Consider the following 22,903-nt stretch of genomic DNA (forward strand, 5'->3'; position numbering starts at 1 on the left):
TCGTGCAACCATCCGACACATGTCGTGCGTCCGTACATCAGTACGTTCATCGGCGAGGTGTGGCGGCGGTGCGGGGAGGACGACAGTGGACAGTGGTGCGATACGCCGGCGGGTGGTGCTCGGCGCGGCCGTGCTGGCCGCGTCCCTCGGGTTCGCCCTCGCGGTGCCCGGCACCGCCCAGGCGGCGGGGGACCGCTCCTGCGGCGGGCGCGAGGTGCGGACCCTCCCCTTCAGCACCGGCACCGTGCACGTCTACAAGCGCAGCGGCTACGTCTGTGCCGTCACCGTCCCCAGAGATCCGGGCGTCAAGCGGGTGATGTCGGTCAGTCTGCAGGCCCGCGGCAACCGGCCGGTCGTGGACAAGGGCAGGTACAAGTACCACGCGGGCCCGGTGACCGTCCACGCCGGGCAGCGCTGCGTGTGGGTGCGCGGCTCGGTGGGCCGCGACTCGGTCAGCTCCGGCTGGATCCTGTGCTGATCGCGAACACCGGTCAATCCCCCCTGGTGCGACAGCAGTTGCTCCGATAGCTTCCGGCGCACATCTGTCTCACAGGGGAGAGTCTGCATGCGCAAGGCGCTCAGATGGCTGCTGGCGCTCACGGTGTTCATAGGCACGCTGAGCACAGCGGGCGCGGCCACCGCCGCCCAGTCCGCACAGCCAGGGCCCACCGACATCAAGGACCGGCTCCTGGCGATACCCGGCATGAGCCTGGTCCAGGAGAAGCCGTACCCGGGCTACCGGTACTTCGTCCTGAACTTCACCCAGCCGGTCGACCACCGCCACCCGGACCGGGGTACCTTCCAGCAGCGGATCACCGTGCTGCACAAGGACACCAGCCGCCCGACGGTCTTCTACACCAGCGGCTACAACGTCTCCACGACCCCGTCCCGCCGCGAGCCCACCCAGATCGTGGACGGCAACCAGGTCTCCCTGGAGTACCGCTTCTTCACCCCGTCCCGCCCCGACCCGGCCGACTGGTCCAAGCTGGACATCTGGCAGGCGGCGAGCGACCAGCACCGCGTCTACGAGGCGCTGAAGCCGGTCTACTCCGCCAACTGGCTGGCGACCGGCGGCTCCAAGGGCGGTATGACGGCCACCTACTACGAGCGCTTCTACCCGCGCGACATGGCCGGCGTGGTCGCCTACGTCGCCCCCAACGACGTCGTCGACAAGGAGGACTCGGCCTACGACCGCTTCTTCGCCGCCGTCGGCACCAAGGAGTGCCGGGACCGGCTGAACGCCGTGCAGCGGGAGGCACTCGTGCGGCGCGAGCCCCTGGAGGAGAAGTACGCGCAGTACGCCGCCGACAACGGCTACACCTTCGCCACCGTCGGCAGCCTGGACCAGGCCTACGAGGCGGTCGTGCTCGACTACGTCTGGACCTTCTGGCAGTACAGCCTGCTGAAGGACTGCGACTCCGTCCCGGCCGACGCGGCGGGGGCGACGGACGACATGATCTGGAACTCCGTCGAGTCCGTCGTCGGCTTCTCCTCCTACGCCGACCAGGGCCTGGAGCAGTACACGCCGTACTACTACCAGGCGGGTACCCAGCTGGGCGCCCCCACCATCCAGTTCCCGGCCATCGAGCGGAAGTTGATCCGCTACGGCTACCAGCCGCCGCGCAACTTCGTGCCCCGCTCCATCCCGATGCGCTTCCAGCCGGGCGTGATGCGGGACGTGGACACCTGGGTCCGGCACCACGCCCGGCACATGCTGTTCGTGTACGGGCAGAACGACCCGTGGGGCTCGGAGCGGTTCCGCCCCGGCACGGGCGCCCGTGACTCCTACGTCTTCACCGCCCCCGGCATGAACCACGGGGCGAACGTGGCGGGTCTGGTGGCCGACGAGAAGGCACTCGCCACGGCCCGGATCCTGGAGTGGGCCGGGGTCGCGTCCCCCGCCGTCCAGGGCGACCCGTCGGCGGCGAAGCCGCTCGCCCGCTACGACGCCGAGCTGGACGTACGGGACGTGGAGCGCGAGCCCGCGCTGCGCCCGTAGGTTCCCGGAGTTCCCGGTGCCGGCCCTCCCGTACGAGGGGGCCGGCACCGGCCGGGTGCGGTCACCCGGCCGCGCTCAGCGCCCCGAACGCCTCGTGGAAGCCCGGGAACGTCTTGCGTACGCAGCCGGGATCGTCGTACGAGAGCCCGGGCGCACGCAGCCCGGTCACCGCGAAGGACATCACGATGCGGTGGTCGCCGTAGGACTTGATCCCGATGTCCGGCAGGGGCGTACCGGGCCGGATCTCGATCCAGTCGGGGCCGGTCGCCACCTCCACGCCGAGCCGGCGGAGGTTCTCCGCGCAGGCCTCCAGCCGGTCGCACTCCTTCAGCCGCGTGTTGGCGACGTCCTCGATGCGGACCGGGCCGGAGGCGAACGGCGCGATCGCGGCGAGCGTCGGCATGGTGTCGGAGATGTCCCGCATGGTGGCGGTCAGCCCACGCAGAACTCCCGTGCCGCGCACGGTCGTCCGGTCCGCGGCCACCTCCACCTCCGCGCCCATCCGCCGCAGCACCTCGACGAACCGCAGGTCGCCCTGGAGCGCCCCGGACCCCAGGCCGGGCACGGTCACCTCGCGGCCCGGGGTGACGGCCGCGGCGGCGAAGAAGTAGCTCGCGGTCGAGGCGTCCGGCTCGATCGCGTAGGTGGTGGCCCGGTAGCCGCCCGCCGGGACCTCGAAGACCTCGCCGTCCCGGACCACCTCGACACCGAACGCCCGCATCATCGCGAGCGTGATCTCCACGTACGGCGCCGAGACCAGGTCGGTCACCCGGATCCGCAGGCCCGTGCGGGTCAGCGGGCCCAGCAGGAGCAGCGCGGTCAGGTACTGCGAGGAGTCGCCCGCGTCCAGCACGACCTCGCCTCCCTCGACCCCGGCCGCCCGGACGGTCAGCGGGTGGTGGCCCTCCGCCTCCTCGTGCCGCAGGTCGACACCGAGGTCGCGCAGCGCCCGGGTGAGCGGGCCGAGGGGGCGCCGGCGCATCTGCGGGGAGGCGTCGAAGCGGTAGGTGCCGTGTCCGGCGGCCACCAGGGCGGGCAGGAAGCGGGCGGTGGTGGCGCCGTCGCGGCAGTACACGTCGGCCTCGGCGAGCGCCGGGCCCTGCGGGCGACCGTCCACCTGCCAGGTGTCCGGAGTGCGGCCCACCCGGTAGCCGAGCCGGACCAGGCCCTCGGCGAAGCCCTCGGTGTCGTCGGAGCGCAGGGGCCGTACGAGGGTGCTCACGCCTTCGGCGGCGGCCGCGAGGAAGAGCGCGCGGGCGGTGATGGACTTGGAACCGGGGATGTCGACTGCGGGCATGGCGGCCATGATGGCCGGTGGGCCGGACGCTTGGGCACAACGTCCAGGGGCTGGACCCGGGCCGCGGGAACCCGGCGGCGCCCTCGCCCGTCCAACGTCAGGCTGCCGGACGAGTCCGTGGTGCGGTGTCGGCCCTCGCCGCAGGCCGCGAACGCCGACGCACCCTCTCCGCCGCACCACGCCCGACAGCCCACCGCCATCGGCGCGCCCCCCTCCCATGCGCCGATGGCGGCCCCATCCTGGCTTACTGTGCAGTCCCTTGACGGAAAGAAACTTCCCGGATATTGGTGACTCCTCGGAAGTTTCCTTCAGCGGTTCTCCTCCGGAAGGAGCGCACGTGCACGACAGCAGCACGGGAAGCACGGGAAACACCGCACGGCCGTCCAGACGGACCGTTCTCACCGCCACCGCGGGTCTCACCGCCGCGCTGACCGTACCGGCCACCGCCGCCCATGCCGCCACCCCCGACGACCGCGGGCTCCGCGCCCTCGTCTCCCGCATGACCCTGGAGGAGAAGGTCGGCCAGCTCTTCGTGATGCGGGTCTACGGCCACTCCGCCACCGCCCCCGACCAGGCCGACATCGACGCCAACCTCAAGGAGATCGGGGTCCGCACGGCCGCCGAGCTGATCGAGAAGTACCGGGTCGGCGGGATCATCTACTTCACCTGGGCCCACAACGCCCGCGATCCCCACCAGATCGCCGAGCTGTCCAACGGCATCCAGAAGGCCTCCCTGGAACAGCCCCGCGGTCTGCCGGTGCTCATCGCCACCGACCAGGAGCACGGCATAGTGTGCAGGGTGGGCAAGCCGGCCACGCTGTTCCCGGGCGCGATGGCGATCGGCGCGGGCCGCTCCCGGTCCGACGCCCGCGCCCTCGGCCGCATCTCCGGCGCCGAACTGCGTGCGATGGGCATCAACCAGGACTACTCCCCGGACGCCGACGTGAACGTCAACCCGGCCAACCCGGTCATCGGCGTACGGTCCTTCGGGGCCGACCCGGAGGCGGTGGCGGGCCTGGTGGCGGCCGAGGTGTCGGGCTATCAGGCCTCCCGGGTCGCGGCGACCGCCAAGCACTTCCCGGGGCACGGCGACACCGCCGTCGACAGCCACACCGGCTTCCCGGTCATCACGCACAGCCGGGAACTCTGGGAGAAACTGGACGCGGTGCCCTTCCGGGCCGCGGTCGCAGCGGGCATCGACTCGATCATGACGGCCCACATCCAGTTCCCGGCCCTCGACGACTCCGGCGACCCGGCCACCCTCTCCCGTCCGATCCTCACCGGCATCCTGCGCGGCGAACTCGGCTACGACGGGGTCGTGGTCACCGACTCCCTCGGCATGGAGGGCGTGCGCACCAAGTACGGCGACGACCGGGTGCCCGTGCTGGCCCTGAAGGCCGGCGTCGACCAGCTGCTCAACCCGCCGTCGGTCGACGTGGCGTGGCACGCGGTCCTGGAGGCCGTGCGCGGCGGCGAGCTGACCGAGGCCCGCCTGGACGAATCGATCCTGCGGATCCTGCGGCTCAAAGCCCGGCTCGGGCTCCTCGACCGGGCCCACGTCACCCGGTCCGGCGTCGACCGCACGGTGGGCACCAGGGCTCATCTGGCCGCCGCCGACCGGATCGCCGAGCGGACCACGACCCTGCTGGTCAACGAGGACGGCCTCCTCCCGCTCGACCGCCGCACCCGGCCCAGGATCCTCGTCGTCGGCGCCGACCCGGCCTCCCCGTCCGGCACCACCGGACCGCCCACCGGGGTCCTGGCCGGCGCCCTCACCGAACTGGGCTTCACGGCCACCGCTCTGTCCACCGGGACCGCGCCCTCCGCGACGGTCATCGACCAGGCGGTGGCGGCGGCCCGGGACGCGGACGCGGTGGTCGTCGGGACGTACAACGTGACGGCGGGCAGCACCCAGCGGACCCTGGTCGAGCGGCTGCTCGCCACCGGCAGGCCGGTGGTGGCCGTCGCCGTCCGCAACCCCTACGACGTGGCCCAGCTCCCCTCGGTGAAGGCCTGCCTGGCGGCCTACTCCTGGACCGACGTCGAACTGCGCGCCGCCGCACGGGTGATCGCCGGCCGGGTGGCCCCGCGCGGGCGGCTCCCGGTGCCGGTGCAGCGGGCGGACGATCCGGCGCAGGTGCTGTATCCCGTCGGTCATGGGCTGACGTACTAGACGTACGTCACACTCCGGACACAATGCACCCAAAGGGCGGAAACCCTCCCGCGTGTCTGGCGTGGCCCCGTCGCCGGGGGCCACGCTGGACGGGGGTGTCTGGGGGAGTGGGATGCGCGGGAAAGGTGCCGTGAAGAGGGCGTACCGGCTGCTGCCGACCGTCCCTGCCCTCGCCCTGACCGCCCTGCTCACCGGCTGCCAGGGCCCGGCGGACGCCCCGGTGGGCGACGCCCGGCCGGCTTCCACCCGCCCCTCCGGCTACGGTGCCCAGTTCCTGGCGGTCGGCGAGTGCAGCTCCTTCGGCGCCGTCAGCTTCACCGAGGTGCCCTGTACGAGCGAGCGGGCCGCCGCCCGGGTCGCGGCCCGCTACGACGGCACGGTGACCGACGGCCCGCCGTGCCCGCCCGCCGCCGACTTCGTCCTGCACATCAGCGAACAGCGGCCGCAGGACGACGAGGACGGCGACGGCACGGTTCCCCAGGGCTACGCCTGCATGCGCAACCTGGAACCCCCGCATCCCGGCGACCCGGGCGGCGGAGGCGGCCCGCGCACGATCCCCGGCGACTGCGTGTACGACTCGGGCGACGGCCAGGTGCGCGAGACGGCGTGCGACGGCAGCGGCCGCCACCAACCCCGGTACAAGGTCACCGAGGCGGTGGACGTCCGCAACGCCTGCCCCGCGTCGACGGTCCTCTACGTCCAACTGGGCGGCCAGAACCCGGTGGGCTGCGCCCGGCGGCTGTGAGGGGTCCCCTTGCTCCCCTTTGCTCCCCTTGCTCCCCTCAGCCGCCCCCGGCCGGCTCACCGGCTGCAGGCCCGGGTCGCCCTCCGTCTCCGCCCGCGCCCCTGTCCCTCAGCTCCGGCGTCGTCGCCGCCACCGCCCCCACTGCCAGGGCGCACATCAGGCCGCCCGTGACCAGGGCGGTCGTGCCCGAGGTCCAGCCGGCGAGCAGGCCGCCGCGTACGTTGCCGAGGCTGGGGCCCGCCTGGCCGACGATCTGCTCGGCCGCCGTGACCCGGCCGAGCAAGGCGTCCGGGGTACGGGTCTGCACGATCGTGGAGCGGGAGACGACCGAGGTGGCGTCCGCCGCCCCCGCGACCGCGAGCAGGGCGAGGCCGATCCACGGGCTGGCCGACAGGCCGAAGAAGACCAGGGCCGCGCCCCAGGAGGCGGAGGCGCACAGCATCACCGTGCCCGGCCGGCCGAGCCGGGTCAGCGCTCCGGACAGGACCGTCGCCGCGACGCCGCCCACCGCCAGGGCCGACAGGAACAGGCCGAGGGTGCGCGGGTCGTCGCCGAACCGCTCCGCGTTGACCAGCGGGAACAGACTGACCGGGAACGACAGCACGGTGGCGGCGAGGTCGGTGATCAGCGCGCCCCGCACCACCCGGTGCCCGGCAAGGAACCGCAGCCCGTCGAGGACCCCGTGCACGCCGGCCCGCGACGGCTCGCCCTCCGGCGGCAGTGCGGGCAGTCCGAAGGCGCCGTAGAAGGCGACAGCGAAACTGAGGGCGTCCAGCAGATAGCAGGCGCCGATGCCCAGCCGGCCCAGCAGCACACCGGCCAGGGCGGGGCCGAGCAGCATCATCGCCTGGCCGGTGACCTGGTTCAGGGCGAGACCGGCGGCCACCTGGTCCTTGGGGAGCAGCCGCGGGACGAACACCCCGGCCGCCGGGGCGCCGAGCGCGCCGAACGCCGACTGCACGGCGACCAGTGCGAGAACGCCCGCCACCGGGACGTGCCCCGTGAAGCCCTGCACGGCCAGCAGCAGGGAGCAGACGGCCTGGCCCACGGTGGCCGTCAGGTAGATCCGGCGCCGGTCCGCCCGGTCCACCCAGGCGCCCGCGAACAGCCCGAACGCCATCAGCGGCAGCGCCTGCGCCAGCCCGACCGCGCCGGTCCAGGCCGTGCTGCGGGTCATGTCCCACACCTGGTACATGACCGTCACCATGGTCATGAACCCGCCGAGCACGGACACGGTCCTGCCGATCAGCAGCCGCCGGAAGACCGGCGAGGCGCGCAACGGCCGTACGTCGATGAGCGAGCGGGTGAGACTCATGAGCGGGGACGGGGGAGGGTGCACGGTGCGGGCTGCGGAATCACCGGGGGAGGCTATCCGCGCAGGGGCGGCCCGGCCAGCGAATTACCCTGCGGCCGCACCACCGGTGCCCCGTTCTCGCGACCGGTACGTGGTGCGGTCCGGCCCGCCACCACGGGGGGTGACGGGCCGGACCGAAGGGAGGGTGCGGGTCAGTGGCGGTACTCGCCGTGGTGCCTCATGCCGCGGTCGCCGCCCCAGCGGTCGCCGCGCTGGTCGCGGTCACCGCCCCAGCGGTCGCCGTCCCTGCGGTCCCGGTCGCCGCCCCAGGACGCGTCGGCGACGAACCCGCCGTGGTCGTTGCGCAGGGTCGCGGTGTCGCGGGTGTCCCACACGTGCCGGCGGCGGTCCTGGTACAGATCCGTGGCGCTGTCCCGGCCTGCCCCTGTGTGGACGCGGACGCTGGAGCGGCCGTCGAGCCGGTAGTGGTGGAAGGTGTAGGCGTTGCCGTCCTTGTCCGACAGCGTCCAGCCGTCCAGGTCGACGGCACGGCGGCCGCCGTTGGTGACCTCCACCCACTCCTGGTTCAGGAATCGGTTGGAAGGGTTGTGGCGCTCCAGGGGGCTGGTCTGCACGGCGCCGATCGCCACCTGCGGGCGGTACGAGCGGCCGTGGTCGCGGTCGTGGTCGTCGGCCGACGCCGGCAGTGCCACCGCGCCCACGATGGCGGCCGCCGCTGCGGCGGTTGCGGCGACACGGCGCGCGGTCAGAAGAACGGAAGCGGACACGAGGTCTCCCTCTACGAGGTGGGGGTGCGCGACCGGACGGCCGCACACCCGCACCTTGTCGCCACGCGCGAAATCGATGACGGAAGCGCGCAGCTTGTTACGGTTCCCGTACTTTTCTGTGACTCTTGGCAGAAATGTCCACTTATATGGCGTGTGGCAATCGTCAGGCCGCCTCGCCGAGCAGGCGTACCAGGTGGTCGCGGCCCGCGCTCAGCAGGTCCGGGAGCGGAGCGACCGACTCGTACCACCGCTTCTCGTACTCCCAGCACAGCCAGCCGTCCCAGCCGTGCCGGCAGAGGACGTCCACGCACTCGGTGAGCGGGAGGACGCCGGCGCCGAGCGGGACCGGGGTGGTGTCCTCGGCCGAGGCGATGTCCTTGACCTGGACGTAGCCGAGGTGCGGGGCGAGTGCCGCGTAGCTGTCCGAGGGCTGCTCGCCGCCCAGCCAGGTGTGCATCACGTCCCACAGGGCGCCCACCTGCCGGTGGCCGACCGGGCCCAGGACGCGGATCGCGTCGGCGCCGGTGCGGTGCGAGTCGTGGGTCTCCAGCAGGACCCGGACACCGAGCGCGGAGGCGTCCTCGGCGGCGGCGCCCAGCCGCCGGGCGGCGACGGCGTCGGACTCCTCGCGGGGCCGGTCCGGGTCGGCCCCGGGGAAGACCCGCACGAAGGGGGCACCCAGGTCGTGGGCCAGCTGGAGGAGTGCGCGCATCTCGTCGAGGACGGGGGTGTCGTCGCCGGGTGCGGCGACCCGCGCGTATCCGGCGAGGCCCAGCACCTCGACCCCGGCGGCCTTGAACAGCGCGGCCGTCTCGGCCCGTTCGGCGGGGGTGAGGCCCGGGTGCACCGGCTCCTCCGGATGGGCGCGCAGTTCGACGCCGTGGTAGCCGTGCGCGGTCGCGAGCGCGAGGACCTCAGGGACGGGCAGGCCGGGGACACCGAGAGTGGAGAACGCCAGCTTCATGCTCGGACCCTACTCGTCACACGCCCGATCCGCGCAGATCCAACCGCCAGTCCTGGCCCACAAGATCCTGGCCGAAGGAGCGGTGCGGCTTCTCGGCGACCAGGACGAAGCCGTGCCGCTGGTAGAGGCGGCGGGCGCTGCTGAGCACGTCGTTCGTCCACAGGACCAGATCGCGGTAGCCGACCCCGCGCGCGAAGTCGACCACCGCCTGCACCAGCCGGTCGCCGACGCCGTGCCCGCGCGCGTCGGGTTCCACGAGGAGCAGCCGCAGCCGCGCCGTGGCCGGAACGTCGTCCCGCACACACATGACGCACCCCACCGGCCGCCCTCCCCCACTCTCGGCTTCGCTCGATCGGGGGGATTCCCGTCGCTCCGCGATCCAGACCCGCTCCAGATGCGGGTCGTGGTCCTCGGCGAAGTCGGCGACGATCCGTGCCACCAGCCCCTCGTAGCCGGTGTTCCAGCCGTACTCGGCCGCGTACAGGGCGGCGTTGCGCTGCACGATCCAGCCGAGGTCGCCGGGCCGGGGCTCACGCAGGGCGAGTTCCCCGGCACCCGTCGCCCGCTCCTCGTCCCCGAGGATGTCGCGGATGGCCCGCATCGCCTCCGCCAGCCGCGGCCGCTCCTGCGGTGCCACGGTGTCCAGCAGCGCCCCGACCGTCTCCCGTGCCCGCTCGTCCAGCAGCCCGGCGGCCTCGCGTCCGCGCGCGGTGAGCGTGACGCTCCTGCGGCGCGGATCCGCCTCGGACGGCCCGCGCTCGATCAGCCCCGCCTCCTCGAACCTGTTCAGGATGCGGCTCAGGTAGCCCGCGTCCAGCGCGAGCCGGGTGCGCAGGTCGGCCGCGTCCAGCTGCCGGGCGTGCGCGAGTTCGTACAGGACGCGGGACTCGGTGAGGGTGTACGGCGCGTACAGGTGGCGGCCGTAGTCGAGGGCGCCGATGACGCCGGTGTAGAAGCGGTTGAAGGCGCGGACGTCCTCGACGGTCATGATCGCCTCCGGATACTTGACCGAGTCAGAGATGTGCTTCGAGCCTACGCCGCCGCCCGGCCCCGCGTGAAGACACGGCAACGTGCGGGCGGCCGGCCGGTCACGACTGTCATGGCTTGGCCAAGCTCATGCCGCACGTTGACCACAAGTTCACCGACCTCCCCCTGATGGCGCTTGCCGCCCGGGCGGACAGTGGCCCATGGTCCACCTCGCGAGCACGCTCAAGAAGGGGCAACCATGGCAGAGTTGACGCGCCGTAGACTCCTGGGTTCGGCCGCCGCGCTGGGTGGTGCGACGGCCCTCTCCCTCCTCCCGCCGAGCGTCCAGAAGGCGGTCGCCGCCGATCCGCCCACGCATCGTTCGCTGCGCGACATCGAGCACGTCGTCCTGCTGATGCAGGAGAACCGGTCGTTCGACCACTACTTCGGCACCCTGTCCGGCGTACGCGGCTTCGCCGACCCGCACGCGCTGGAGCTCGACAACGGGCGCAGCGTCTTCTACCAGCCCGACGCCCAGAACCCGAAGGGGTACCTGCTCCCCTTCCACCTCGACACCCACACGTCCAGTGCCCAGGCCATCCCGTCCACCAGCCACGCCTGGTCGGTGCAGCACGAGGCGTGGAACGGCGGCAGGATGGACCGGTGGCTGCCGGCCCACCGCAAGGCCGACGGCGTCAACGGCCCCTACGTGATGGGCTACTACACGCGCGAGGACATTCCGTTCCAGTTCGCGCTCGCCGAGACGTTCACCATCTGCGACCACTACTTCTGCTCGGTCTTCGGCCCCACCTGGCCCAACCGGCTGATGTGGATGACCGGCTCGATCGACCCCGGCGGCACCCGGGGCGGCCCGGTCATCAGCAACAGGGCCCCGACACCGTACCGGTGGACGACGTACGCCGAGCGCCTCCAGGCGGCCGGGATCAGCTGGAAGGTCTACCAGCAGGACGACGACTACGGCTGCAACATGCTGGAGCAGTTCGCCCCGTTCAAGAACGCCCGGCCGGGTTCCGACCTCTACGAGCGCGGCGTACGCCCGCAGCCCGAGGGCACCTTCGAGGACGACGCCCGAGGCGACCGCCTCCCGGCGGTGAGCTGGATCATGCCGACCAGCTACCAGTCGGAGCACCCGGACTACCTGCCGGCCGCCGGTGCCGACTTCGTGGCGTCGAAGATCGAGGCGATCGCGTCCAACCCGAAGGTGTGGAGGAAGACGGCCTTCATCCTCAACTACGACGAGAACGACGGCCTGTTCGACCACGTGGCCCCGCCGGTGCCCCCCGCCGGGACGCCGGACGAGTTCATCGGCGGCCTCCCGATCGGCGGTGGCTTCCGGGTGCCCGCGATCATCATCTCCCCGTGGACGGTGGGCGGCTGGGTCGCGTCGGAGGCCTTCGACCACACCTCGGCCCTGCAGTTCCTGGAGAGCTTCACGGGCGTCGAGGAGCCGAACGTCAGTGACTGGCGGCGTGCCGCGTTCGGCGACTTCACCAGCGCCTTCCGCTTCTCCCACGGCCGGCCCCGCCCGCCCCGCCTGCCGGACGACACGGCGGAGCAGCTGGAGAAGGCGAAGGAGGAGGTCGCCACGCTCCCGAAGCCGACGCTGCCGGGCGCGGACCAGGTGTTCCCGCACCAGGAGCGCGGACACAGGCCGCACGTGTAGGACAGCGGGGGCAGAATCGCCGTCGAGGTACTGCGGCAGCAGTGCAGCCGTCCGGTACCGCGGCCCAGTGCGCGGTCTGCCGGCAGTGCCCGTGACTCACGGCGCTGCCGACAGTGCCTGTGGCTCACGGCCGTGAAGACCGGTCCTGCTCCGGGAGTCCGTCGACGCCGACAGGCCGGATGCCGGCCGGCGTCTCGCGTACGGCGACGGCGTCGACGCCCGCGGCCCGCAGCCGGCGCGCGAGCGACTCGGCCTCGGGCAGGGTCCCGCGGTATCCCCGGTCCAGCACGGCCCGCACCTCGCCCAGGCCGACGCCGAGTTCGTGACGCAGCACCCGCAGGACGGTCACCCCCTCGGCCGCCGGGCCCAGCCGCACCGTCGCCCACCCGTGTTCGGCGAGCAGCCGTTCCCGCATCCCGCCGGGAAGCTCGGTCCCGCACTCGGCCGTGGCGCCCCCGCATGCGGGGCACACCGTCTCGGTGTCCCAGCGCAGGGAATCGTCGTCCCGCAGCACTTGGACACCGTGCCACCGGGCCGGGGCTCCGCAGTCCGGGCAGGGGACCGCGTCACCGATCGATGCGAGGATCGTCCCCACCCCCGGACCTCAGCCCCGCGGCACCCCCGTCGACCCCCGCACCATCAACTCTCCTCGCACCGAGGCGATCCCCCCGGGCGGCGGCTCCTCCCGCCCCATCGCGATGCGGCCCGCCCGAGCCCCCGCCTCCGACAGCGGCAACCGCACAGTCGTCAGGGCAGGCACCGCGTCGATGCTGAACGGCAGGTCGTCGAAGCCCGCCACCGAGACGTCCTCGGGGATGCGCAGGCCGGACTCGCGCAGGGCGGCGCAGGCGCCGAGGGCGACGGAGTCGTTCGCGGCCACGATCGCCGTCAGGGTCGGGTCCCGGCGCAGCAGCTCCAGCGTGGCCTCGTAGCCGGACCGGCGGTCGTAGCGGCCGTACACCGTCCAGCCCGGGTCCTCCTCGATGCCGGCCTGCCGGAGCGCGGCGCGGTGGCCCTCCAGGCGGTGCCGGGTCGTGGTGCGCTCCTCGGGGCCCGCGATGTAGCCGAGCCGGCGGTGGCCGAGGCCGATGAGGTGGTCGGTCAGGGCGCGGGCGCCACCGCGGTTGTCGAAGGTCAGCGCTATGGTCTCGGTGTCCGGCGCCGGCGGCCGCCCGCACAGCACCACCCGGGTCCCGGCGTCCGCCAGCTTCCGCAGCTTCGCCGCCACCGCCGCCGCGTGCGGCGCGTCCTCCACGGCCCCGCCGGTCAGCACCACGGCCGCCGCCCGCTGCCGCTGGAGCAGGGTGAGGTACGTCAGCTCGCGCTCCGGCGAGCCCCCCGTGTTGCACACCACGGCCAGCCGTTCGCCGCCCGCCCGGCCGCCCGGCCCGCCGATCTCGGCCTGGATCGCGCTCGCCATGATCCCGAAGAACGGGTCGGCGATGTCGTTGACGAGGATGCCGACGAGGTCGGAGGTGGCCGCGGCGAGCGCGCTGGCCGGACCGTTGAGGACGTAGTCCAGCTCGTCCACCGCCCGTAGCACCCGCTCACGCGTGGAGGCGGCCACCGGGTAGTTGCCGTTCAGCACGCGCGACACCGTCGCGGGGGAGACCTGCGCGCGGGCCGCCACGTCCGCCAGGGTCACCGTCATCTCGTCGTCCTCCGGTCGCGCATCTGCTCGCGCATAAGTGCTCGTACTTCGTCGTAGACAGGCAGGGCCGGGTCACGGTTCCGTGCGGTGTCGTGCAGACCTTAAGGCCAACGCCCCCGGTTGTTCGCCTCCTCGAACAACTCGAAGAGGACACGGTCTTGTACAGACCTCTGTCAGAGGCTAGCTTCTCCAGATAGAAAGCGCTTGCTGCTGTAGTTGTGAAGGGGACTGACGTGACACGCAAGACGGTGCGTATCGCCATGAACGGCGTGACCGGGCGCATGGGCTACCGCCAGCACCTCGTCCGGTCGATCCTCGCCCTGCGCGAGCAGGGCGGCCTCGACCTCGGCGACGGCACAGTGCTGTGGCCCGAGCCGATCCTGCTCGGCCGCCGCGAGCACGCCCTGAGGGAGATCGCCGACCGGCACGGCCTGGAGCACGTCGCCACCGACGTGGACGCCGTCCTCGCCGACCCGACCGTCGACCTCTACTTCGACTCCCAGGTCACCTCGGCCCGTGAAGAGTCGATCAAGAAGGCGATCGCGGCCGGCAAGCACGTCTACACCGAGAAGCCCACCGCCACCGGCCTGCAGGGCGCCCTCGAACTCGCCCGGCTGGCCCACGCGAAGGGCATCAAGCACGGCGTCGTCCAGGACAAGATCTTCCTCCCCGGCCTCCTCAAGCTGAAGCGGCTCATCGACGGCGGCTTCTTCGGCCGGATCCTGTCCGTCCGCGGCGAGTTCGGCTACTGGGTCTTCGAGGGCGACTGGCAGCCCGCCCAGCGGCCCTCCTGGAACTACCGCGCCGAGGACGGCGGCGGCATCGTCGTCGACATGTTCCCGCACTGGGAGTACGTGCTCCACGAGCTGTTCGGCCGGGTGACCTCCGTCCAGGCCCTGGCCACCACCCACATCCCGCAGCGCTGGGACGAGAACGGCAAGCCCTACGACGCGACCGCCGACGACGCCGCCTACGGCGTCTTCGAACTCGAAGGCGGCGCGATCGCCCAGATCAACTCCTCCTGGGCGGTCCGGGTCAACCGCGACGAACTCGTCGAGTTCCAGGTCGACGGCACCGAGGGATCCGCCGTCGCCGGCCTGCGCAACTGCCGGGTCCAGCACCGCAGCGCCACCCCCAAGCCCGTCTGGAACCCGGACATCCCCGCCACCGAGATCTTCCGCGGCCAGTGGCAGGAGGTCCCGGACAACGCCGAGTTCGACAACGGCTTCAAGGCCCAGTGGGAGCTGTTCCTGAAGCACGTCTACGCCGACGCCCCGTACCACTGGGACCTGCTGGCCGGCGCCCGCGGCGTCCAGCTCGCCGAGCTGGGCCTGAAGTCCTCGGCCGAGGGCCGCCGCATCGACGTACCGGAGATCGCGCTGTGACCGTCCGACTCCCCGGCCTCAAGGGCGGGCTGAGAGCGTACGAGCCCCGCCCCGAGCCCCTCGCCGTCACACCCGGCACCCCCTTCACCTCCCGCACCGTCTTCTCGGCGGCCCACGTCGTCGCCGACCCGTTCGCGGACACGACCCCCGACTCGCCCGCCGCCGTCGACTGGGACGCCACCCTCGCCTTCCGCCGCCACCTGTGGTCCCACGGGCTCGGTGTCGCCGAGGCGATGGACACCGCCCAGCGCGGAATGGGCCTGGACTGGGCGGGCGCGGCCGAGCTGATCCGCCGGTCGGCGGCGGAGGCTCACAGCGTGGGTGGCCGGATCGCCTGCGGTGTCGGCACCGATCAGATCACCGGCGGCACCCCGGCCGAGATCCGCGCGGCCTACGAGGAGCAGTCGGCGGTCGTCGAGGAGGCGGGCGCGCAGGCGATCCTCATGGCCTCCCGGGCGCTGGCCGCCGCGGCCTCCGGCCCCGAGGACTACCTGGAGATCTACGGCCACCTCCTCCGCCAGGCCGCCGAGCCGGTGGTCCTGCACTGGCTGGGCCCGATGTTCGACCCGGCGCTGGAGGGCTACTGGGGGTCGAGCGACCTCGACGCGGCCACGGACACCTTCCTGGAGGTCATCGCCGCCCACCCCGACAAGGTCGACGGCATCAAGGTCTCCCTCCTGGACGCCCAGCGCGAGATCGACCTGCGCCGCCGCCTCCCACAAGGCGTGCGCTGCTACACGGGCGACGACTTCCACTACCCCGAGCTGATCGCGGGCGACGAGAAGGGCTTCAGCCACGCCCTGCTCGGCATCTTCGACCCACTGGGGCCGCTCGCGGCCGAGGCGGTACGGGTCCTGGACACGGGCGACACGGACGGCTTCCGCCGGTTGCTGGACCCGACGGTCGAACTGTCCCGCCACCTCTTCCAGGCCCCCACCCGCTTCTACAAGACGGGAGTGGTCTTCCTGGCCTGGCTCGCGGGCCACCAGTCCCACTTCACGATGGTCGGCGGCCTCCAGTCGGCCCGCTCCCTGCCTCATTTCGCCCGTGCCTACGAACTCGCCGACGGCCTCGGCCTGTTCCCGGACCCGAAACTGGCCGAGGAACGCATGAAGAACCTGCTGTCGCTGTACGGGGTGGACCAGTGAGCACCGGACTCGAACGCTTCTCCATCAACCAGATGACGGTCAGGCAGCTGTCGCTGCCCGAACTGGTCGACAACTGCGTGCAGCTGGGCGTGCCCGGGGTGGGCCTGTGGCGCGCGCCCGTCCACTCGTACGGCCTGGAGGCGACCGCCAAGCTGGTCCGCGACGCGGGTCTGACGGTGACGACCCTGTGCCGCGGGGGCTTCCTCACGGCGATCGACCCCGAGGAGCGGACGGCGGCGCTGGCCGACAACCGCCGCGCGGTCGACGAGGCGGCCGCGCTCGGCACGGAGGTTCTGGTCCTGGTCTCGGGCGGCCTCCCGCCCGGCTCGAAGGACCTGCGGGCGGCCCGCGAACGCATCGCGGACGCGCTCGCGGAACTGGGCCCGTACGCCGAGGCCCACGGCGTGCGCCTCGCCATCGAACCCCTGCACCCGATGTACGCGTCCGACCGCTGCGTGGTCTCCACCCTCGCCCAGGCCCTGGACCTGGCCGAGCGGTTCCCCGCGCACCAGGTGGGCGTGACCGTGGACACGTACCACATCTGGTGGGACGACCAGGCCCCGGCGCAGATCGCCCGGGCGGGTGCGGGCGGCCGTATCCACACCTTCCAGCTGGCCGACTGGACCACCCCCCTGCCCGAGGGCGTCCTCAACGGCCGCGGCCAGATCGGGGACGGCTCGATCGACATGCGGGAGTGGAAGGGGTACGTGGAAGCGGCCGGCTACACCGGGCCGATCGAGGTCGAGCTGTTCAACGAGGGGCTGTGGGCGCGGGACGGGCGGGAGGTGCTGGCGGAGACGGCGGAGCGTTTCGTGGCGCACGTCGCTCCGTGACGGAGGCGTGCTGCGTGGTTCGTCAGGCGGCCCGAAACGTCACGGCGTCAGAAGAACACCCCGCACCGCAGCAGCACGTTCGCGTACGGCCGGGCCTCCCCGGTGCGTACGACGAGCCGTGCCCCCGCCGCCAGCTCCTTCAGCCGCGCGTGCGGGACCAGGGCCAGGCCGGGGAAGCGGCCCTCCAGCAGGGTGCGGTTCGGACCGCGCAGTTCCTCCGCCGCCGTGGCCCCCTCCACCACCAGCTCGGCCAGCAGTCCGTCCAGCACCTCGGTGAAGGACGGGACGCCGGCGCGGAAGGCGAGGTCCACCACCCGCGGCCCGTCCGGTATCGGCATGCCCGCGTCGCACACCAGTACCCCGTCGCCGTGGCCCAACTCGGCCAGCGCGCCGGACAGGTGACGGTTGAGAATGCCCGCCTTCTTCACAGCGCGTCGACCTCCGCGGCCGTCGGGTACGACTCCTGCGCCCCGCGCTTCGTCACCGCCGCCGCCCCGACCCGGGCCGCGTAGGCCGCCGCCTCGGGCAAGCCGGAACCCGCGCCCAGCTGCCAGGCCAGGGCTGCCGTGAACGCGTCGCCCGCGCCCGTGGTGTCGACCGCGTCCACCTTCACCGACGGCACCCGCGTCACACCGGAGGAGTCGCACACCAGCGCCCCCTCGGCGCCGAGCGTCACCACCACCGAGCGCGGGCCCTTGGCCAGCAGCAGCCGTGCCCAGTCCGCCGGTTCCCCGCTCACGCACGCGTCGCCGAGGATCACCTTCGCCTCGTGCTCGTTCACGATCAGCGGGTCGCAGGCGGCCAGCACCTCCGTGGGCAGCGGGCGCGGCGGGGACGGGTTCAGGACGAAGCGGCTGTCCGGGGACAGGTTCCGTACGACCTCCACGACCGTCTCCAGCGGGATCTCCAGCTGCGCCGACACCACCCGCGAGGCGAGGAAGAGACTGACGGCGGCCCCGACGTCCGCGGGCGTGAGCCGGGCGTTGGCACCGGGCGAGACCACGATGCTGTTGTCCCCGGAGGGGTCGACGGTGATGAGCGCGACGCCCGTCGGCGCCCCGCCCACCAGCACGCCCACCGTGTCCACCCCGGCCGCCCGCTGCGAGTCCAGCAGCAGCCGGCCGTGCGCGTCGTCGCCGACCCGGGCCAGCAGCACCGTACGGGCGCCGAGCCGGGCGGCCGCGACCGCCTGGTTCGCGCCCTTGCCGCCCGGGTGGACGGCCAGGTCGCCGCCGAGCACCGTCTCGCCGGCGGCCGGCCGCCGCTCGACACCGATCACCAGGTCGGCGTTGGCCGAACCCACGACCAGGAGGTCGTAGTCGTACATGAAAGGACTCCCTAGGGAAACGAGTTGGGGCGGCCGGGGCTCGCCATGAGCCACCGGCCGCCTCCGGGGTACCTCAGCCGGTGAACCCGGCGACGTTCTCCTTCGTGACCACCTTCACCGGCACCTTCACCGTCGGCTCCACCTTCTTGCCCTGTACCGCCTTCAGCGCGTTGTCCACGGCGATCCTGCCCAGCTGGGTGGGCTGCTGTGCCACCGACGCGTACAGCGTGCCGTCCTCGACCGCGGTCAGGCCGTCCGGGGTGCCGTCGAACCCGACGACCTGGACCGAGCTGCCGGCCTTTGAACCCAGCGCCTTGACGGCGCCGAGTGCCATCTCGTCGTTGGCGGCGATGACGCCCTGGACGTCCGGGTGGGCCTGGAGCAGGTTCGACATCACGTCGAGGCCCTTGGTGCGATCGAAGTCGGCGGGCTGCTGGGCCAGGACCTGGATGCCCGGGTAGGCCTTGAGTCCGGCGGCGAAGCCCTGCGCGCGCTCGCGGGCGGCGGACGTGCCCGCCTGGCCCTGCAGGATCACGATCCTGCCCCGGCCGCCCAGCTTCTCGGCGATCGCCTTGGCGGCCAGCTCGCCACCGGCCACGTTGTCGGAGGCCACCAGGGCGTCCACCGAGGCCTTGTTGACGCCCCGGTCGACCGCGACGACCGGGATCCGCGCCTTGTCGGCCGCCTTCACCGCGTTGCCCGCCGCGTCCGAGTCCACCGGGTTGACGATGATCGCGCCGAGGTTCGAGCTGGTGAAGTTCTGCAGCTGGTTGGCCTGCTGGGAGGCGTCGTTCTGGGCGTCCGTGACGGTCAGGTCCACGCCCAGCTTCTTCGCCTCGGCCTGGGCACCGGCCCGGATCTGCACGAAGAAGGGGTTGTTGAGGGTGGACAGCGACAGACCCATCCTCGGGGTCGTCGAGGACGCGGAGCCGCCGTGCAGGAAGGAGGTCGCGCCGACGATCGCGACGGTGACCACGGCCGCGAGCGCGTACGTCGTCGCCTGCTTGCGCTTGTCGCCCCCGCCGCCGGTGGTCACCGCGGTCGCCCCCGCCTTGCGGCGCGCGGTGTCCAGCAGCACCGCCAGCGCGATGACGACACCGATGACGACCTGCTGCCAGAAGGCGGACACGTTCAGGAGGTTGAGGCCGTTGCGGAGGACCGCGAGGATCAGCGCGCCGATCAGCGTGCCGGACGCCTTGCCGGTGCCGCCGGCCAGCGAGGCGCCGCCGATGACGACCGCGGCGATCGCGTCCAGCTCGTAGCCGTCGGCGGCCTGCGGCTGCGCGGAGGACAGCCGGGAGGCGAGCACGATGCCCGCGACGGCTGCGAACACGCCGGACAGGGCGTAGATCGCGAGCTTCTGCTTCTTGACGCGCAGGCCCGAGAGGCGGGCGGCCTCCTCGTTGCCGCCGATCGCGTACATCGACCGGCCGATGTAGGTCCGGCCGAGCACGAGCGCGGCGATCAGACCCATCACGACCATGACCAGCACCGGCACCGGCAGCCAGTCCCCGAGGGTGTCCCCGAGGTGGGAGACCGAGTCCGGGAAGGGGATGGGGATGCCCCCGGAGATCACCAGCGACAGTCCGCGCGCCACCGACAGCATGGCGAGCGTCGCGATGAACGGCGGCAGCTTGCCGTAGGCGATGAGGAAACCGTTCACCAGGCCCGCGGCGATGCCCGTGGCGACGGCCAGGACGACCGCGAGCGCGACCGGCACGCCGTGCTGCGTGGCGCTCCAGGCCAGCACGGTCGCCGACAGCGCGGCCACCGAGCCGACCGACAGGTCGATGCCCGCCGAGACGATCACGAAGGTCACACCGAAGGCCAGGATCGCCGTCACGGCCGCCTGGACGCCGACGTTGAGCAGGTTGTCCGCCGTCAGGAAGTCACCGGACAGCGCCGACAGGGCGACGACCAGGACGATCAGCGCGGTCAGCGCGCCGTTGTCGAGCAGGAGGCGGCGCAGGCCGCCCGGGGCGCCACCCGCGCCCGTCGTGCTCTTGAGCGTGTCAGCGGCCACGGGGAGCCTCCAGTTCGGTAGTAGGGGTGCTCACGGCGAGGGACATCACCGCGTCCTGCGTGGCCTCGTCGGCGGAGAGTTCGCCCGCGATCCGGCCCTGGGCCATCACCAGCACCCGGTCGCTCATGCCGAGCACCTCGGGCAGGTCGCTGGAGATCATCAGGACGGCGGCGCCGGCGGCCGTCAGTTCGTTGATCAGCTGGTAGATCTCGACCTTGGCGCCGACGTCGATGCCGCGCGTCGGCTCGTCGAGGATCAGCACCTTGGTGTCGGCCAGCAGCCACTTGCCGATGACGACCTTCTGCTGGTTGCCGCCGGACAGGGTCCGCACGTGCTGGCCGAGCCCGGCCATCCGCACGCCCAGCCGCCCCGCGATCCGCTCGGCCGCCGTGTGCTGCGCCCGGCGGTCCACCAGCCCGGCCCGGGTCGCCGCCCGCATGGTCACCAGACCCAGGTTCTCCTCGACGGAGGCGTCCAGCAGCAGCCCCTGGCCCTTGCGGTCCTCGGGCACGAGCCCGATCCCGGCCGCCATGGCCGCGTTCACGTCGTGGCGCCTCAGCTCGGTGCCCGAGACCCGCACGGCCCCCTCGTCGTACGGGTCCGCGCCGAACACGGCCCGTACGACCTCGGTACGGCCCGCCCCGACGAGTCCCGCGATGCCGACGACCTCGCCGGCGTGCACCTCGAAGCCGACGTCGTGGAAGACACCGTCGCGGGTGAGACCCTCGACGGACAGCAGCGCGGCGCCCCGCTCGGCCCGTTCCCGCGGGTACTGCTGCTCGATGGAACGGCCCACCATGAGCCGGACGAGTTCGTCCTCGGGCGTGGCCGCGGGGACCTGCCCGACGCTCTTGCCGTCCCGGATGACGGTGACCCGGTCGCCGAGGGCGGCGATCTCCTCCAGGTGGTGGGTGATGAAGACGATCCCGACGCCGTCCTCGCGCAGCGCGCGCACGATCGAGAAGAGCTTCTCGACCTCCTCCGAGGTGAGCACGGCGGTCGGCTCGTCCATGATCAGCACGCGCGCGTCCAGGCTGAGCGCCTTGGCGATCTCGACCATCTGCAGGCGTGCGATGCCGAGTTCACGGACACGCGCGCGTGGCGACACGTCCACGCCCACGCGCGCGAGCAGGACGTCCGCCTCGGCCTCCATCCGCTTCCTGTCGATCATCCCGAACCGGCGCGGCTGGCGGCCCAGGAAGATGTTCTCGGCGACCGTCAGGTCGGGTACGAGGTTGAACTCCTGGTAGATGGTGGCGATCCCGAGGCGCTCGGAGTCCGGCGCGCCGTGGATGCGCACCTCCTCGCCGCCGGCCAGGATCCGCCCGGCGTCGGGCGTGTAGGCACCGGAGAGCATCTTGATGAGCGTGCTCTTGCCCGCGCCGTTCTCACCGAGCAGCACATGCACCTCGCCGCGGCGCAGGTCGAAGTCGACGCCGTCCAGCGCCACCACGCCCGGGAAGGTCTTCCGGATGCCCTCGATGCGCAGCAACTCGTCCGGGTCGCTCACGACGCGCTCCTTTGCACGGGGGAGGGGGACGGCTCCTGAGGAGCCGGCTCGCCGCACGAGCGGCGTACGACGAGACGGGCGGCGAAGGTGACGGACGAGGGGACGTCCCGTCCCTCGATGCGGTCCACCAGGGCCCGTACGGCGGCCCGGCCCAGCTCGCCCGTGGGCTGGGCGATCGCGGTGATCGGCGGATCGGTGTGCACGAACCACGGGATGTCGTCGAACGCGGCCAGCGCGATGTCGTCCGGGACGCGCAGCCCGCGCGCGCGGATCGCGTCCAGGGCACCGAGTGCCATCAGGTTGTCCGCGGCGAAGACGACCTCGGGCGGCTCGGGCAGGTCGAGGAAGCCCTCGGTGACCCGCCGTCCGCTCTCGGCCTGGAAGTCGCCCTGGCCGATGTGGGCGTCCGGGAGGGGAAGCCCGTACTCGGCCATCGCCTCCCGGAAGGCCTCGACGCGCTCGCTGCCGGTCGTGGTCGCCGCCGGCCCCGCGATGATCGCGAGGCGCCGGTGCCCGAGGCCGTGGAGATGCGCGACGAGATCCCGTACGGCCTCGCGCCCGTCGGCCCGTACGACCGGCACCTCGACCCCCGGGATCCACCGGTCCACGAACACCATCGGCGTCCCCGCGCGCGCGGCGTCCAGCATCAGCGGGGAGCCGCCGTCGGTGGGGGAGACGAGGAGACCGTCGATGCGGCGGTCCAGCAGGGTCCGTACGTGGTGGTCCTGGAGGTCCGGCCGCTCGTCGGCGTTGCCGATGATCACGCTGTAGCCGAGGGCGCGGGCTTCTTCCTCGACGGAGCGGGCCAGCTCGGTGAAGTACGGGTTGAGTACGTCGCTGATGACCAGGCCGAGCGTGTGGGTCTGGTCGGTGCGCAGGGAACGGGCGACGGCGTTCGGGCGGTAGCCCAGCGCCTCGACGGCGGCCAGTACGCGTGCGCGTGCGTCCGCGCTGACCGACGGGTGCTCGTTCAGGACGCGCGAGACCGTGGCGACGGAGACGCCCGCCGCGGCGGCGACGTCCTTGATGCTCGCCATGCGCCGCTCCACCTCCTCGTGGAATCGTTTACATCACCATGTACGGAGGATTGGAATCGATTACACGGCTGTTAATCAA

At 72.6% G+C, this 22,903-nt stretch carries 20 protein-coding genes; 8 read left to right on the top strand and 12 right to left on the bottom strand.

The features are described 5' to 3' along the window. The first annotated feature begins 85 nt into the window (after positions 1-85). Positions 86-478: a hypothetical protein gene (locus ABZ471_RS07665; RefSeq protein ID WP_359063526.1), complete on the top strand. Its 393-nt coding sequence runs from the start codon at positions 86-88 to the stop codon at positions 476-478. A gap of 87 nt (positions 479-565) precedes the next feature. After that, a complete protein-coding gene (locus ABZ471_RS07670; protein ID WP_359063528.1) occupies positions 566-1,999 on the top strand; it encodes a S28 family serine protease in 1,434 nt (477 codons plus the stop codon). A 61-nt stretch (positions 2,000-2,060) separates the two neighbouring features. Here the strand turns inward: ABZ471_RS07670 and aroA are convergent, their stop codons facing one another. Continuing rightward, a complete protein-coding gene (gene aroA, locus ABZ471_RS07675; protein WP_359063530.1) occupies positions 2,061-3,296 on the bottom strand; it encodes a 3-phosphoshikimate 1-carboxyvinyltransferase in 1,236 nt (411 codons plus the stop codon). Between the two features lie 337 nt (positions 3,297-3,633). On the opposite strand from aroA, the gene ABZ471_RS07680 reads away from it, so the two are divergent. Next, positions 3,634-5,469, top strand: a complete 1,836-nt coding sequence (locus tag ABZ471_RS07680) for a glycoside hydrolase family 3 protein (protein WP_359063532.1) — start codon at positions 3,634-3,636, stop codon at positions 5,467-5,469. 112 nt (positions 5,470-5,581) lie between these two features. Then, a complete protein-coding gene (locus ABZ471_RS07685) occupies positions 5,582-6,214 on the top strand; it encodes a hypothetical protein (RefSeq protein ID WP_359063534.1) in 633 nt (210 codons plus the stop codon). A gap of 37 nt (positions 6,215-6,251) precedes the next feature. On the opposite strand, the gene ABZ471_RS07690 is transcribed toward ABZ471_RS07685, so the two are convergent. The 4 genes from ABZ471_RS07690 to ABZ471_RS07705 all read right to left on the bottom strand — a co-directional run bounded on the left by ABZ471_RS07690 (position 6,252) and on the right by ABZ471_RS07705 (position 10,248). After that, positions 6,252-7,529 carry an MFS transporter gene (locus tag ABZ471_RS07690; RefSeq protein ID WP_359063536.1) on the bottom strand — a complete coding sequence of 426 codons (1,278 nt, stop codon included), beginning with the start codon at positions 7,527-7,529 and terminating at the stop codon, positions 6,252-6,254. A 191-nt stretch (positions 7,530-7,720) separates the two neighbouring features. Beyond that, positions 7,721-8,296 (bottom strand): lamin tail domain-containing protein, encoded by a 576-nt coding sequence (locus ABZ471_RS07695; protein WP_359063538.1) that lies wholly within the window; start codon positions 8,294-8,296, stop codon positions 7,721-7,723. A gap of 163 nt (positions 8,297-8,459) precedes the next feature. Continuing rightward, entirely contained in the window at positions 8,460-9,260 is an 801-nt protein-coding gene (locus tag ABZ471_RS07700) for a sugar phosphate isomerase/epimerase family protein (RefSeq protein WP_359063540.1), read from the bottom strand. Between the two features lie 16 nt (positions 9,261-9,276). Further along, positions 9,277-10,248, bottom strand: coding sequence for a bifunctional helix-turn-helix transcriptional regulator/GNAT family N-acetyltransferase (locus ABZ471_RS07705; protein ID WP_359063542.1), 972 nt, complete (start codon positions 10,246-10,248; stop codon positions 9,277-9,279). 237 nt (positions 10,249-10,485) lie between these two features. On the opposite strand from ABZ471_RS07705, the gene ABZ471_RS07710 reads away from it, so the two are divergent. Beyond that, positions 10,486-11,910: an alkaline phosphatase family protein gene (locus ABZ471_RS07710; RefSeq protein WP_359063544.1), complete on the top strand. Its 1,425-nt coding sequence runs from the start codon at positions 10,486-10,488 to the stop codon at positions 11,908-11,910. A gap of 124 nt (positions 11,911-12,034) precedes the next feature. Here ABZ471_RS07710 and ABZ471_RS07715 read toward each other — a convergent pair whose 3' ends face one another. Further along, complete coding sequence (locus ABZ471_RS07715; RefSeq protein ID WP_359063546.1) at positions 12,035-12,424, bottom strand: hypothetical protein; 390 nt, start codon at positions 12,422-12,424, stop codon at positions 12,035-12,037. 90 nt (positions 12,425-12,514) lie between these two features. Continuing rightward, a complete protein-coding gene (locus ABZ471_RS07720; protein ID WP_359063548.1) occupies positions 12,515-13,561 on the bottom strand; it encodes a LacI family DNA-binding transcriptional regulator in 1,047 nt (348 codons plus the stop codon). Between the two features lie 233 nt (positions 13,562-13,794). Between ABZ471_RS07720 and ABZ471_RS07725 the strand changes: the two genes are divergently transcribed. Genes ABZ471_RS07725 through ABZ471_RS07735 form a run of 3 tightly spaced genes read left to right on the top strand, consistent with a single transcriptional unit; the run spans position 13,795 to position 16,927 of the window. Continuing rightward, positions 13,795-14,946: a Gfo/Idh/MocA family oxidoreductase gene (locus ABZ471_RS07725; RefSeq protein WP_359063550.1), complete on the top strand. Its 1,152-nt coding sequence runs from the start codon at positions 13,795-13,797 to the stop codon at positions 14,944-14,946. Further along, complete coding sequence (locus ABZ471_RS07730) at positions 14,943-16,094, top strand: dihydrodipicolinate synthase family protein (RefSeq protein WP_359063552.1); 1,152 nt, start codon at positions 14,943-14,945, stop codon at positions 16,092-16,094. The genes ABZ471_RS07725 and ABZ471_RS07730 overlap by 4 nt, the downstream gene beginning before the upstream one ends. Positions 16,095-16,126: 32 nt before the next feature. After that, positions 16,127-16,927: a sugar phosphate isomerase/epimerase family protein gene (locus tag ABZ471_RS07735; RefSeq protein WP_359063713.1), complete on the top strand. Its 801-nt coding sequence runs from the start codon at positions 16,127-16,129 to the stop codon at positions 16,925-16,927. Between the two features lie 47 nt (positions 16,928-16,974). Here the strand turns inward: ABZ471_RS07735 and rbsD are convergent, their stop codons facing one another. From rbsD to ABZ471_RS07760, 5 genes are all read right to left on the bottom strand, one after another. Next, entirely contained in the window at positions 16,975-17,355 is a 381-nt protein-coding gene (rbsD, locus tag ABZ471_RS07740) for a D-ribose pyranase (RefSeq protein ID WP_359063554.1), read from the bottom strand. Next, a complete protein-coding gene (locus tag ABZ471_RS07745; protein WP_359063556.1) occupies positions 17,352-18,254 on the bottom strand; it encodes a ribokinase in 903 nt (300 codons plus the stop codon). The genes rbsD and ABZ471_RS07745 overlap by 4 nt, the downstream gene beginning before the upstream one ends. Positions 18,255-18,327: 73 nt before the next feature. Further along, on the bottom strand, positions 18,328-20,277 hold the full coding sequence (locus ABZ471_RS07750) for a substrate-binding domain-containing protein (protein ID WP_359063558.1): 1,950 nt from the start codon (positions 20,275-20,277) through the stop codon (positions 18,328-18,330). Then, the gene (locus ABZ471_RS07755; RefSeq protein ID WP_359063559.1) at positions 20,267-21,787 is read right to left on the bottom strand and encodes a sugar ABC transporter ATP-binding protein; all 1,521 of its coding nucleotides are present in this window, start codon (positions 21,785-21,787) and stop codon (positions 20,267-20,269) included. Before ABZ471_RS07755 ends, ABZ471_RS07750 begins: the two co-directional genes overlap by 11 nt. Further along, a complete protein-coding gene (locus ABZ471_RS07760; RefSeq protein WP_359063561.1) occupies positions 21,784-22,824 on the bottom strand; it encodes a LacI family DNA-binding transcriptional regulator in 1,041 nt (346 codons plus the stop codon). The genes ABZ471_RS07755 and ABZ471_RS07760 overlap by 4 nt, the downstream gene beginning before the upstream one ends. Positions 22,825-22,903: the final 79 nt, after the last annotated feature.

The sequence above is a fragment of the Streptomyces sp. NPDC005728 genome, from assembly GCF_040630895.1.
In the GTDB taxonomy this organism is placed as follows: Bacteria; Actinomycetota; Actinomycetes; order Streptomycetales; family Streptomycetaceae; genus Streptomyces.